The 13,768-nt window shown below is 63.2% G+C and carries 10 protein-coding genes; all 10 read right to left on the bottom strand.

Translation table 11 applies throughout. The features are described from left to right. Window positions 1-39: 39 nt before the first annotated feature. Window positions 40-1,056, bottom strand: a complete 1,017-nt coding sequence (locus L1O02_RS04705) for a class I SAM-dependent methyltransferase (RefSeq protein WP_060841135.1) — start codon at window positions 1,054-1,056, stop codon at window positions 40-42. A gap of 144 nt (window positions 1,057-1,200) precedes the next feature. Then, a complete protein-coding gene (locus tag L1O02_RS04710; protein ID WP_235759627.1) occupies window positions 1,201-2,379 on the bottom strand; it encodes an acetyl-CoA C-acetyltransferase in 1,179 nt (392 codons plus the stop codon). 161 nt (window positions 2,380-2,540) lie between these two features. Continuing rightward, a complete protein-coding gene (locus L1O02_RS04715; protein WP_108546548.1) occupies window positions 2,541-3,407 on the bottom strand; it encodes an oxygenase MpaB family protein in 867 nt (288 codons plus the stop codon). 52 nt (window positions 3,408-3,459) lie between these two features. After that, the gene (gene acs, locus L1O02_RS04720) at window positions 3,460-5,397 is read right to left on the bottom strand and encodes an acetate--CoA ligase (protein WP_129406805.1); all 1,938 of its coding nucleotides are present in this window, start codon (window positions 5,395-5,397) and stop codon (window positions 3,460-3,462) included. 117 nt (window positions 5,398-5,514) lie between these two features. Next, complete coding sequence (gene pgi, locus L1O02_RS04725; protein WP_060841131.1) at window positions 5,515-7,179, bottom strand: glucose-6-phosphate isomerase; 1,665 nt, start codon at window positions 7,177-7,179, stop codon at window positions 5,515-5,517. A 470-nt stretch (window positions 7,180-7,649) separates the two neighbouring features. Further along, entirely contained in the window at window positions 7,650-8,510 is an 861-nt protein-coding gene (gene panC / locus L1O02_RS04730; protein WP_129406806.1) for a pantoate--beta-alanine ligase, read from the bottom strand. Then, window positions 8,507-9,307, bottom strand: a complete 801-nt coding sequence (gene panB / locus L1O02_RS04735) for a 3-methyl-2-oxobutanoate hydroxymethyltransferase (RefSeq protein WP_060841129.1) — start codon at window positions 9,305-9,307, stop codon at window positions 8,507-8,509. Before panB ends, panC begins: the two co-directional genes overlap by 4 nt. A 395-nt stretch (window positions 9,308-9,702) precedes the next feature. Beyond that, window positions 9,703-10,182, bottom strand: coding sequence for a 2-amino-4-hydroxy-6-hydroxymethyldihydropteridine diphosphokinase (gene folK / locus L1O02_RS04740; protein ID WP_060841128.1), 480 nt, complete (start codon window positions 10,180-10,182; stop codon window positions 9,703-9,705). Between the two features lie 3 nt (window positions 10,183-10,185). Further along, window positions 10,186-11,583 carry a polynucleotide adenylyltransferase PcnB gene (locus L1O02_RS04745; RefSeq protein WP_060841127.1) on the bottom strand — a complete coding sequence of 466 codons (1,398 nt, stop codon included), beginning with the start codon at window positions 11,581-11,583 and terminating at the stop codon, window positions 10,186-10,188. A gap of 745 nt (window positions 11,584-12,328) precedes the next feature. After that, window positions 12,329-13,756 (bottom strand): sigma-54 dependent transcriptional regulator, encoded by a 1,428-nt coding sequence (locus L1O02_RS04750; RefSeq protein WP_060844656.1) that lies wholly within the window; start codon window positions 13,754-13,756, stop codon window positions 12,329-12,331. Window positions 13,757-13,768 lie beyond the last annotated feature (12 nt).

The following is a 13,768-nucleotide window of genomic DNA, read 5'->3' on the forward strand; positions in this document are numbered from 1 at the left end:
CATCCAGTCTTCAGGAATATTCAGATTTCCTGCGCTCGATCAAAGTTGCAGGATCAGGGTTTTCAACGGCGGCTGGCCGTCATGGGAAGGGAAGTCCGCGGCAGGTGCCAGGACCTGGCAATCGCGCACCGGGCGCCCGGCCTTTTCGGCACAGCGCAACACTTGCTCGCGCCATTGCGACATCGGCACCTTGGCCAGATTGTTACAGCAGATCAACACACCGTCTTCGGCCGTGGCCAGCAGCGCGGGCTTCAGCAGGCTCTGGTAGTCGCGCAGCAGGTCGACGGTGCCGAACGCACTCTTGGCCCAGGCCGGCGGGTCCAGCAGCACCAGGTCATATTGGCGTTGCTCCAGACGGGGGTAGCCAGGCAGTTTCTGTCCGCGTCGCTGGCTGATGGGCAGGCCCGCCAACTGGCGGATCGCCGGGAAGTAGTCCGACTGCACGAACTGCATGTCGGGCAGATGCGGGTTGAGCCGGCCGTTCTCCCGACCCACCGCCAGGTTGCCTTCGGCGAAGTCCAGGTTGCACACCTCCCGGGCACCACCGGCTGCGGCACTGAGGCCGACGCCGCAGGTATAGGCAAACAGATTGAGCACGCTCTTTCCGGCGCTGTGCTGCTTGACCCAACCGCGGGCGTTGCGCAGATCGAGAAACAGCAATGGGTCTTGTCCGGCATGGCGACCACGGACCCGGTAATTCAGCCCCCACTCGTGTCCGATCAGGTCTTGCAGGGCCGGCTCTTCGGCGCGGTACACGCTGTCTTCGCGATCGATGCGCGAGTTGCCTCGGGAGCGGTCGTTGTAGACCAGCAGGGTCGACAGGTTCAGCTGCTGATTGATGGTGTCGTGCAATTGCAGCAGGTCGTCGCGTTCCAGCGTCTGGTGAAAGCTTTGCACCAGCAGTTGGGGGCCGTAGCGGTCGATGGCCAGGCCTCCCGCACCTTCCTGGCTGCCATGGAACAGACGGTAGCAGTCGGTGCCTTGCTGATGCAGCTCGGCGAGCAGTTCCTGGCGGTGAACGAGGGCGGCGCGCAGCGCCTGATTCAAGGAAGACATGCAGGGCGCCTTGGAGGAGAGGAGTAAGGCGCCGCAGTCTACCAGCGTCCCGCCTTCTGTAGGAGCCGGCTTGCTGGCGAAGACGCACTTACGAACGCCTTCGCTGGCAAGCCCGCCACAGGGGGCGGGGGGAGGGGCGCGGGGTTAGCGTTCGATGGCCAGTGCCACGCCCTGGCCGCCGCCGATGCACAGGGTCGCCAGGCCTTTTTTGGCATCGCGCTTGAGCATTTCATGCAGCAGGGTCACCAGCACCCGGCAACCCGACGCGCCGATCGGGTGGCCGATGGCAATCGCGCCGCCGTTGACGTTGACCTTGCTCGCATCCCATTCCAGCTCCTTGCCGACCGACAGCGATTGCGCGGCGAAGGCTTCGTTGGCTTCGATCAGGTCCAGCTGGTCCAGGGTCCAGCCGGCCTTGTCCAGGCAGCGGCGGGTCGCCGACACCGGGCCGATGCCCATGATCGCCGGGTCGACCCCGGCGTTGGCGTAGGCGGCGATCCGGGCCAGTACCGGCAGGCCCAGGGCCCGGGCCTTGCTGGCGCTCATCAGCATGACCGCGGCGGCGCCGTCGTTCAGCGAGGAGGCGTTGCCGGCGGTCACCGTGCCGTCTTTCTTGAACGCCGGCTTGAGCTTGGCCAGGGCCTCGGCGGTGGTGCCGGGGCGCGGTTGTTCGTCGGTGGCGAAACTCAGCGGCTCGCCCTTGCGCTGGGGAATCAGGATCGGGGTGATCTCGTCGACAAAACGCCCGGCCTCGATGGCGGCCACGGCTTTTTGCTGGGACGCGGCGGCGAAGGCGTCCTGGGCTTCACGGCTGATGGCGTATTTGTCCACCAGGTTCTCGGCGGTGATGCCCATGTGGTAGTCGTTGAAGGCGTCCCACAGGCCGTCGCTGATCATGGTATCGATCATCGGGCTATGGCCCATGCGCAGACCGGTGCGGGCGCCGGGCAGCACGTAGTTGGACAGGCTCATGTTTTCCTGGCCGCCGGCGATCATCACCTCGGCATCGCCGCAGCGGATGGCCTGGGCGGCCAGGTGCAGGGCCTTGAGGCCGGAGCCGCAGACCTTGTTCAGGGTCATGGCAGGCACGGCGTGGGGCAGGCCGGCCTTGATCGCGGCCTGGCGTGCGGGGTTCTGCCCGGCGCCGGCGGTGAGCACCTGGCCCATGATCACTTCGTCGACCTGGGCCGGGTCGATGCCGGTCTGGGCCAGCAGCTGGCGGATCACCGCGGCGCCCAGGTCAACGGCGGGAATGCCCGCCAGGGAGCCCTGGAAACTGCCCACGGCGGTACGGGTGGCGGCAACGATGACAACCTCTTGCATGCTCGAATCCTCTGGTTAGGGGGGGAGGGGCCCGTGAAGGTGCGGGCTCGTGGAGCGACCGGCGCAGGCGCCTGAAATTGGGGAAATCATGGTTGCACACAAGCCCTGGGACCGGCCAATCGCGAACCGGCCGGTCGGGTTGTGCTTGAGCGGTCGTGTTTCTACAGGCCCATGCGCCGTTTTGCCCGGTGCACCGAACTGTCGCGCACCGCCCAGCGCAGCATCGGCGTACTGCGTTTGACACTGGCGCGAATCAACTGGCGCTGCAGTGGGTTCTGATTGACCTTGAGCATGGCGCTGGCCCAGTCCGGCAACAGGTCGATACCGGCCTGCATCATCAGTGAGCCAAAGGGCTTGGCCAGTCGGCTGGGGGCGGGGGCGGCCTGGAGCAGACGCAGCACTTCGTGGCTGCGCTCGTCGCACAGCAGCTGTGGACGCATGGCTTGCAGGTAATCGGCGACTGCCCGCCGTGAGCGGGGCACGTCCCGGGCTCCGAGGCGTTCGGCAATCAGGGCGATCTCGTCGTAGTAGCGATCCTGGTCAGCCCCGGACAGGCGAGGGTTGAGGTAGCGCAGGTGCGCGGCGAGAAAACTGCTGACTTCCGCCACATGCACCCAGGTCAGCAGGTCCGGATCGCTGGCGGCATAAGGGCGGCCATCCGGGGCGGTGCCGACGATGTGCAGGTGGATGCTGCGCACTTTGTCGATCAGCCACTCGGCGTCCTGACGGGAGCCAAAGGTGGTGCCGGAAATGAACTGCCCGGTGCGGCGCAGACGACCAATCATGTCCTGGCGAAAATTCGAATGGTCCCAGACTCCGGCCAGGGCCAGGGGATGCAGGGCCTGCAACAACAGGGCGCTGATGCCGCCGATCAGCATGCTGCTGAAGTCGGCGTGCACCTGCCAACTGACCGATCCCGGCCCGAACAGGCCGGGGTCGCCCTTGGGGTTTTCCAGATCCAGTTGGCCCAGCGAGAGGCCGGACAGGCTCATGACCTGGCTTTCGATACGGCTGCGAATGAATTCCATGACAGCTCGGTGCGGAGAGTGAAAAAAGGGCGCGGCCTTGGCCGCGCCGGTCTCAAGCGTTCAGGCGCTTGTCGATCAGGCCTTCCACCACGCTGGGGTCCGCCAGGGTCGAAGTGTCGCCCAGGGTGTCCAGCTCGTTGCAGGCGATCTTGCGCAGGATACGCCGCATGATCTTGCCCGAGCGAGTTTTCGGCAGGGCCGGGGCCCACTGGATCAGCTCCGGTTTGGCAAAGCTGCCGATCTCGCGGCTGACCAGGGCCAGCAGTTCCTTCTTCAGTTCCTCGCTGGGTTCGACACCCTGCATGGGCGTGACGAAGGCGTAGATCCCCTGGCCCTTGAGGTCGTGGGGGTAACCGACCACGGCGGCCTCGGCGATGCTGTCGTGGAGCACCAGCGCGCTTTCCACTTCGGCGGTGCCGATGCGGTGCCCGGAGACGTTGATCACGTCGTCGATGCGTCCGGTGATCCAGTAGCTGCCATCCTCGTCGCGCCGGGCGCCGTCGCCGGTGAAGTAGTAGCCGGGGTAAGGCGCGAAGTAGGTTTCGACCATGCGCTTGGGATCGCCGTAGACGCCGCGGATCTGCGCCGGCCAGCTGGCCTTGATCGCCAGGATGCCGCTGCCGACGCCCTGGATCTCCTTGCCCTGGTCGTCCAGCAGCACCGGTTGTACGCCGAACATCGGGGTCGAGGCGCAGCCGGGTTTGACCTGTCGGGCGCTGACCAGGGGGCTGAGCATGATGCCGCCGGTCTCGGTCTGCCACCAGGTATCGACAATCGGGCAGCGCTGCTCGCCCACAACATTGAAATACCACTCCCAGGCTTCCGGGTTGATCGGCTCGCCGACGCTGCCCAAGAGCCGCAGGCTGCTGCGGGAGGTGCGCTGCACGGGGTCGCTGCCTTCGCGCATCAGCGCTCGCAAGGCGGTGGGGGCGGTGTAGAAGATGTTGACCTGGTGCTTGTCCACCACCTCCCAGAAACGCGAGGTGCTGGGGTAGTTGGGTACGCCTTCGAAGATCAGCGTGGTCGCGCCGTTGGCCAGGGGGCCATAGAGGATGTAGCTGTGGCCGGTGACCCAGCCGACGTCGGCGGTGCACCAGAAGATCTCGCCATCACGGTAGTCCAGCACGTACTTGAAGGTCATGGCCGCCTGCAGCAGATAGCCGCCGGTGGTGTGCAGCACGCCCTTGGGTTTGCCGGTGCTGCCGGAGGTGTAGAGGATGAACAGCGGATCTTCGGCGTCCATCGGTTCGGCGGGGCACTGGTCGCTGGCCGCGGCCACGGCCTGTTCGTAGTGGATGTCGCGACCTTCTACCCAGTTCACCGAGCTGCCGGTGCGTTCGACCACCACCACGCTGCTGACATCGGGGCAACTGAGCAGGGCCTTGTCGACGTTGTTCTTCAGCGGGACCCATTTGCCGCCACGCACGCCTTCATCGGCGGTGATCACGGTGCGGCAGTCGGCATTGAGAATCCGGTCGCGCAGAGCCTCCGGTGAGAAGCCGCCGAACACCACCGAATGCACGGCGCCGATCCGGGTGCAGGCAAGCATGGCGTAGGCTACTTCGGGAATCATCGGCATGTAGATGCACACCCGGTCGCCTTTCTTCACGCCGCGGCTTTTCAGCACGTTGGCCAGGCGGCAGACATGCCCGTGAAGTGCTTTGTAGGTGATGCGCTTGGAGTCGGCGGGGTTGTCGCCTTCCCAGATGATGGCGGCCTGATCGCCGCGTTTTTCCAGATGACGATCGATGCAGTTGTAGCTGACGTTGAGCTGGCCGCCGCTGAACCAACTGGCCTCGCCGGTGCGCATGTCATGCCTGTGCACGCTGTCCCACGGGCTGCTCCAGTGCAGGAAGCGCTTGGCCTGCTCGGCCCAGAACTGGTCCGGATGTTCTATGGATTGACGGTAGAGGTGCTGGTAGTCGTCCTGACTCATTTGTGCCGCCCGGCGGACGGCATCGGCTTTGGGAAAAGTGCTGATATCGAACATGACGGTTCCTTATTCTTGTTTTGCGACAAGTCATAAGGTTGCGCACAAGTGTCAGGAAGGTTCAAGAGGGGCCCGGACGGGAGCCGGCGTGGCGGCTCCCGGGGCAGGAAAGGCTGATCAGCCGCGGTGACGACCGCGGAAGTAGTTGATCAGGCCTTGGGTCGAGGCGTCGTCGGCCAGGGTTTCATCGCTGCCGACCAGGCGGTTGTAGACGCCTTTGCCCAGCTCCTTGCCGAGCTCTACGCCCCACTGGTCGAAGGCGTTGATGCCCCAGACCACGCTTTGCACGAAGACCTTGTGTTCGTACAGTGCCACCAGGGCGCCCAGGCGCCGCGGGCTGATGCGCTCGACCACCAGGGTGTTGCTCGGGCGGTTGCCGGGGATGACTTTGTGCGGCGCCAGCCTGGCCACGTCGGCTTCGCTCAGGCCCTTATCGCGCAATTCGCTCTCGGCTTCGGCGCGGGTCTTGCCCAGCATCAGTGCCTGGCTCTGGGACAGGCAGTTGGCGTACAGCCATTGATGGTGGTCGGCCACCGGGTTGAAGCTGACGATCGGCACGATGAAGTCGGCCGGAATCAGCTGGGTGCCCTGGTGCAGCAACTGGTGATAGGCGTGCTGGCCGTTGCAACCGACGCCGCCCCAGATCACCGGGCCCGTGTCGGTGGCCACCGGCGTGCCGTCCTGGCGCACGCTCTTGCCGTTGGACTCCATGTCCAACTGCTGCAGGTGCTTGGTGATGTTGCGCAGGTAGTGGTCGTACGGCAGGATCGCGTGGCTTTGCGCGCCCCAGAAGTTGCCGTACCACACCCCCAGCAGGGCCAGCAGCACCGGCATGTTCTGTTCGAACGGCGCGCTCTGGAAATGCTGGTCCATGGTGTAGGCACCGGACAGCAGTTCCTTGAAGTTGGACATGCCGATGGCCAGGGCGATCGGTAGGCCGATGGCGGACCACAGCGAGTAGCGCCCGCCGACCCAATCCCACATCGGGAAGATGTTCTCTTCGCGAATCCCGAAGGCCACCGCGGCGGCGTTGTTGCTCGACACGGCGATGAAGTGGCGATGCAGTTCGGCTTCGGAGCCGCCTTGCGCCAGATACCAGGCCCGCGCTGCTTGGGCGTTCTTCAGGGTTTCGAGGGTATTGAAGGACTTGGAGGACACAATGAACAGCGTGGTTTCCGCGCGGATCTTCGCCGAAAGCTCATGGAACTCACTACCGTCGATGTTCGCCAGGTAGTGGCAGCGCACGCCTTTCTGGGCGTAGGACAGCAGGGCTTCGGATACCAGTTCCGGTCCGAGGAAGGAGCCGCCGATGCCGATGTTCACCACGTCGGTGATGGGCTTCTCGGTGTAGCCGCGCCACAGGCCGTCGTGGATGCGCCCCACCAGCTCGGTGATCTGGTTCAGTACCTTGTGCACTTCCGGCATCACGTTGACGCCGTTCACCGACAGCTTGTCGCCAACCGGACGGCGCAGCGCGGTGTGCAGGGCCGGACGGCCTTCTGAGGCGTTGACCAGCTCGCCGGTGAGCATGGACTTGATGGCATCGGCCAGGCCGACTTCCTTGGCCAGGTTCACCAGCAGGTCGCGGGTCTGGCTGGTGATCAGGTTCTTCGAGTAATCGAGAAACAGTCCGCAGCTGCTCAGGGTGAATTGGCTGAAGCGCTGTGGATCGGCATTGAACGCCTCGCGCATGCTGAAATCCTGCATGGCTTGGCGGTGGTCTTTCAACGCTTGCCAGGCGGGCAGAGCGGTAACGTCGTGAGGAGTGCGGTAGTACGCCATCGCTGCGGTTTTCCTTTTGCTTGAACTGCCTTTTGGACACTGAAAAGCCTGGAACGTCCTGCATGGTCCCGAGGACCTCGTTCGCTCAGCCCTGTGCTGATTCGATTAATCACCCAGGGCGATAACAGTAACCCCGGCGTGCTGTTCTGTCTTGGCTTTGTCCGACTTGTGGCCGGTACTATTTTGTACTTGCGCAGCCAATCAGGGCGGCAAAGGGGTTTTCAGTGGGAATAATAGGGGGTGAATCGGCTGGCCTGGGCCGGGAGCCCGGTTCTGGCAAGGTCCAGTGCATCACCGGGGGAGTATCCGCAACCGGGGCGGTTGAAGCTTGAGCCGCTCGGTTGCACCTTGGGCAAGATGGCATGCATGGACATTCCTCGGTCGGGTCCTCGAACGGGGCTTGCAGTATTGGCTGCAGGCCCCAGCCGGCGGCAGTTTGCCCGAAGGTTGGGGTTCGGGCAATCAGGTGCTTATGCCGGTGTATCGAGGTCCAGATGCAGGTTGTCGATCAGACGGGTGGAGCCCAGATAGGCTGCGACCAGAATCACCAGATCGCGGTCTTCGGCGGTGGCGGGACGCAGGTTTTTCGCGTGACGGATTTCCAGGTAGTCCCGGCGCAGGCCGGCGTCTTCCAGTTGCTGCTGTTGCTCGGCCAGCAGCTTCGGATAATCGCGTTCGCCACCGCGGATGGCCTGGGCAATCTGCTGCAGGCTCCGGTACAGCGCCGGGGCGATGGCACGCTGTTCCGGGCTCAGGTAACCGTTGCGCGAGGACAGCGCCAGGCCGTCATCGGCGCGTACGGTCGGTTCACCGATGATCTGGATTGGCATGTTCAGGTCATGCACCAGGGCGCGAATGACGGCCAGTTGCTGGTAGTCCTTCTGGCCGAATACCGCCAGATCGGGCTGGACCATGTTGAACAGCTTGCTGACCACCGTGGCCACGCCCTCGAAATGGCCGGGACGGCTGGCACCGCACAGGCCCTCGGACAGTTGCGGCACGCTGACCCGGGTCTGTCCGGCCATGCCGTCGGGATACATTTCTTCGACGCTGGGGGCGAACAACAGATGGCAGCCGGCGTCGAGCAGTTTTTCCTGATCGGCAGCCAGGGTCCGCGGGTACTTGTCCAGGTCTTCGCCGGCGCCGAATTGCAGCGGGTTGACGAAGATGCTGGCCACCACGAAATCCACGCGCTGAGCGGCCTTGGCCACTAGCGCGGCGTGGCCGCTGTGCAGGTTGCCCATGGTGGGCACGAAGCCGATCCGCTTGCCGTCGCTGCGGGCGCGAGCGACCGCTGCGCGCAATTCGCGCACGGTTTTAACTGTATTCATGCGGAGAACCCGTGTTCGGCGCCTGGAAAGGTAACGGCTTTGACTTCTGCGACGTAGGCGCTCAAGGCCGCCTGGATGCTGTCTTGGCCGGCCATGAAGTTTTTCACGAACTTGGGCGAGCGACCGCTGAGGGACAGGCCCAGCATGTCGTGGAGCACCAGCACCTGGCCGTCGGTGGCGCTGCCGGCACCGATGCCGATCACCGGGATCTTCACCGCCTGGGTGATTTCCGCCGCCAGCTCGCTGGGCACGCATTCCAGCAGCAACATGGCCGCACCGGCCTGCTCCAGGGCAATGGCGTCGGCACGCATCTGCCGCGCCTGGCTCTCGTTGCGCCCCTGGACCTTGTAGCCGCCCAGGACATTCACGGTCTGTGGCGTCAGCCCCATGTGCACGCACACCGGAACACCGCGTTCGTTCAGCAGGCGTACCGATTCGGCCAGCCAGGCCGCGCCTTCGATCTTGACCATGTGCGCGCCGGCCTGCATCAGCTGGGCGGAACTGCTCAGCGCCTGTTCGGGGGTGGCGTAGGACATGAAAGGCAGGTCGGCGAGGATCAGTGCCCCGTTGTTGCCGCGTTTGACCGCTGCGACGTGATAGGCCATGTCGGCGTTGCTGACGGGCAGGGTGCTGTCGTGCCCTTGCAACACCATGCCCAGGGAGTCGCCTACCAGCAGGACTTCGACACCGGCCTCACAGCAGGTGTGGGCGAAGGTCGCGTCATAGCAGGTCAGCATGGTGATTTTTTCACCTTTCTGCTTGAGGCTTTGCAGGGTGGTCAGAGTGATGTCTGGCATGAAAAGGGGTCCTCATTTCAGGCGCTTTGGAAACTACTGCGAGTAACGCGCGTGATTCTTCGTTTTTCAGGCGCACGGTCTTTTGTCGTGCTTATACAGCCTGGTTCCAAGCGATTTGAAAGTGCGGCCGGGACTCGTCTTGGCGCTCTTGCGCACATCATTCTGTGCCCAGAAGGTGCTCTGTACCAGCGGGTGCCACCGCCGTTGCATAAGCGCCTTGGCCTAACGTTTCCTGGGGTCGCCGCGAACAAGCCTCGCTTGAATTGCGCCCTTTAACGCCGGGATGGCGGCAACGGGACGCCTATAGTCGTGATGAGGACTCGGGAAGTCAATTAGATGTGTTACCGCCTTGTTACGCCGCGAGTGTTACCGCCGTTACTGATCCGTTTCAGCCCTCAGGCCAGGCGTTCCAGGCCGACAAATGGGCAAGCGTCGAGCAGTGCCTTGAGGCTGCGCCCATCGGCCAGCCGCAACTCGGCAGGGGCCAGTTCCGCCAGGGGATAGAGGACAAAGGGGCGGGCGTGCATGTGGTAATGAGGCACCTTGAGACGGGGTTCGTCGAGCAGACGGTCACCGAACAGGAGGATGTCCAGGTCCAGGGTGCGTGGCCCCCAGCGCTCGTTGCGCTCGCGCCCCTGCTGGTTTTCAATCGCTTGCAGGGCATCGAGCAGCGCCAGGGGTTCGAGGTTGCTGTCCAGCGCCGCCACGGCATTGGTGTAGCGCGGTTGGCCCGGAAGCAGGGAGTCGCTTTGATAGAAGGCCGAGACGCCGCGCAGTTGGCTGTCGGGCAACTGCGCCAGGGCCTCGACGGCGCTGCGCAGTTGCTCTTCAGGGGCAGCCAGGTTGCTGCCCATGCCGATGTAGATACGTTCCATCCACTATTCGCCCGAAGCGTTGGAGCCGCCGGCACGCTTGCGCTTGGCGCCGCTGCTGCGCCGGCGTTTGCGAGGGGCACCGCTGGCATCTTCCTTGCCGCTCAGTTCGCGGATCATGTCCCGACGTTCGGCATCGTTGGCGTCCTGGTAATCGGTCCACCATTCACCCAGGCCATCGGTCTGCTCACCGGCGCTTTCCCGCAGCAGCAGGAAGTCGTAGCCGGCACGGAAACGCGGGTTATCCAGTAGCAGGTCGGCGCGCTTGCCGCTGCGGCGCGGCAAGCGCTCTTGCATATCCCAGATCTCGCGGATCGGCATGGTGAAGCGCTTGGGAATGGCAATGCGCTGGCACTGTTCGGCGATCAGCTCGTGAGCCGCTTCCTGCATGGCCGGGATCGGCGGCATGCCACGTTCCTGCAGGCGCAGCACCCGTGCCGGCAGGGCCGGCCAGAGCAGGGCGGCGAACAGGAAGGCCGGGGTCACCGGCTTGTTCTGCTTGATCCGCAAGTCGGTGTTGATCAGGGCTTCACTGATCAGCGTGTGGGTGTAGGTCGGGTTGTATTCCAGGGCTTCGGCGCTGGCCGGGAACAACGGATCGAACAGTTGCAGGTCCACCAGCATTTCGAAGGTGTCGGCAGCGTAGCCGGAGAGGAACAGCTTGAGCACTTCCTCGAACAGGCGCGCCGAGGGGATCTCCCGCAGCATGGGCGCCAGTTCACGGATCGGCGTCGCGGTGTGCTTTTCGATACCGAAGTTCAGTTTTGCCGCGAAGCGCACGGCCCGCAGCATCCGCACCGGGTCTTCCTGGTAGCGCTGGCGAGGATCGCCGATCAGGCGGATCAGGTTGTTGCGAATGTCGTGTACGCCATTGGCGTAGTCGAGGATGCGCTCGCTGACCGGATCGTAGTACAGGGCATTGATGGTGAAGTCACGGCGTTGCGCGTCTTCTTCCAGGGTGCCGTAGACGTTGTCACGCAGGATTCGCCCGCTTTCGTTGCGGGAGGATTGGTTGCTGTCCTCCTCGTCGTCGTTCTGCGGGTGGTTGGCGCGGAAGGTCGCGACCTCGATGATTTCGCGACCGAAGTGAATGTGCACCAACTTGAAACGACGGCCAATGATCCGCGCGTTACGAAACTCGGCCTTGACCTGTTCCGGTGTGGCACTGGTGGCGACGTCGAAGTCCTTGGGGGTGATGTTGAGCAGCATGTCGCGCACGCAGCCACCCACCAGGTAAGCCTGGTAGCCGGCGTTCTGCAGGCGCTCGACGATATTCACCGCATACCGGCTGAATTGGGCACGTTGCAGCGAATGTTGGCTGCTATTGAGCACTTCAGGGGTGCTGCGTTGGTGTTGCGTACGACGCAAGGGAGAACGGAATGACTGGAACAGCTTCTTCAGCATGGGATGCACTGTTTGAAGGAATGTTCGGCCAAAACGAAGAATGACCGCATGATGGGCCGGGATTCTAGCATTTAGTCGAAGGATGGTGTAGGAAGCTGCCGCGACTTGTGTAGGTCTGGCCAAAACCGCGTGTTACTGGGGCGGCGAGGGTTGCGTCGGGGGGGGAATACGAATTGCACAAACCACAAGGGGAGCCGAAGCTCCCCCAGAATAGTTGCGTGCTCTATTTTTATTATTGGTTTTGGGCTTCTTGTTTTTGTTGATCGCCCTCGTCACCTGGTTTACCCAGTGTGACGCTCCCAATCGGGAGCCAAGAGCAAACGGATTGCTTTGATCGCTGAGTTGCAATGACCTTTCGATCCAACCAGTTCAGGCTCTGCCTTAGGGCAGTTTTTGTTGTTCTCGGCCTGGTTGTGGGGCAAGCCCCAAATACAACGCCTCTCCAAAAGAATCAGTTAGCTGCGCCTCCGCCGTGTTGTTTTTATTGTGCGTGAGTCGATTCGTCTTATTTTTATTGTCTTGTGCATTGCTTGTTATTGTTCTTGTACCAAACATATAGCAGGTGCCGTGCCAACTTTTGCGATCCCCAGTAAAACAAGGGGTTAGGAGCCTCTGGCACTGTTATTCAGACGAAAAAAAACCGGGGCTTCGTTACCTTTAGCCCCGGCTTTTGTTACGTCCAATGATGTGGGTAACAGTTTTTTGCATTTTGTCGAATGTCACCCGCACATTCGACAGCCTCGGTTCAGCTTTCGCTGGCGACCCCGCTCTTGCGGCGCGGGATGCCCAGACGCTGGCGCCGCTCCCACAGGCATTTGCGGCTGACCCCAAGCTTGCGTGCCAGCTCGGTCTCGGTCATGTGGTCCTGGTGCTCAAGAACGAAATGCTGGAAGTAGTCCTCCAGGGACAGGTCTTCCGTAGGTTCGTGGCTGGTGTTACCCGGTTGTGGCGCCAGGCCGACGAAGTCGTCGTCTTCCAGGTCGCTCAATTCGATATCGATGCCCAGCAGGTCAGCTGAGATCTCCGGGCTTTCGCACAAGATCACCGCACGCTCGACCGCGTTCTCCAGCTCACGCACGTTCCCCGGCCAGGAGTAATGACGGATCGCCTGTTCGGCGTCGGCGGCGAACCTCAGGTCCGAACGACCGATGCGCGCACTCTGTCGAGCCAGGAAGGCGTTGGCGATTTCATTGACGTCGGCCCCCCGCTCGCGCAGGGCTGGCAGTTTCAAGGCGATCACGTGCAGGCGGTAGTACAGGTCTTCACGGAACTGGCCGATTTTCGACAGGCTCTTCAGGTCGCGGTGAGTCGCTGCTATCAGGCGCACGTCGACTTTTTGCGACTGCACCGAACCTACCCGGCGGATCTCGCCTTCCTGCAGGACGCGCAGCAGGCGGGCCTGGGCTTCCAACGGCAGCTCGCCGATTTCGTCAAGGAAGAGGGTGCCGCCGTCTGCCGCTTCCACCAGGCCGGCACGACCGGCACTGGCGCCGGTGAAGGCGCCTTTCTCGTGGCCGAACAGTTCGGATTCGATCAGGGTTTCCGGGATGGCAGCGCAGTTCACCGAGATCATCGGCGCCTTGGCGCGCTTGGACAGGTTGTGCAGCGCCCGGGCCACCAGCTCTTTGCCGGTGCCTGATTCGCCCTGGATCAGGACATTGGAGTCTGTCGGCGCGACCTTGCGGATCTTGCTGTACATGTCCTGCATGGGCGGACAGGAACCGATGATGCCGATTTCACCGTTGCTGTTGCCGGCAACGGCCTTATCCGCGGTCGCCCCGGCCTTGCCCGCTGGGCGATCTGGCGCTGCGTTCTCGGCGCTTTGCCGATCCCGAAGGATTCGCGCCACGGCCTGGAGCATCTCATCGTGGTCGAAAGGCTTGGCGATATAGTCCACCGCGCCCATCTTCATCGAGTCCACGGCTGAGCGCAGGCTGGCGTAGCTGGTCATGATCAGCACCGGAGTGCCCTGGCCGAGCTTGATCAGTTCGGTGCCCGGAGCACCCGGCAGGCGCAGGTCACTGACGATCAGATCGAACGTGGGGATGCTGAAGCGTTCCTGGGCTTCCTGCACTGAGCCGGCTTCGCTGACCTGATACTGGTTGCGTTCCAACAGACGGCGCAGGGCGGAGCGGATAATGGTTTCGTCTTCGACGATCAGAATATGCGGCATTGATTCAATTCT

The sequence above is a fragment of the Pseudomonas sp. BC42 genome, from assembly GCF_021560055.1.
Taxonomy (GTDB): domain Bacteria; phylum Pseudomonadota; class Gammaproteobacteria; order Pseudomonadales; family Pseudomonadaceae; genus Aquipseudomonas.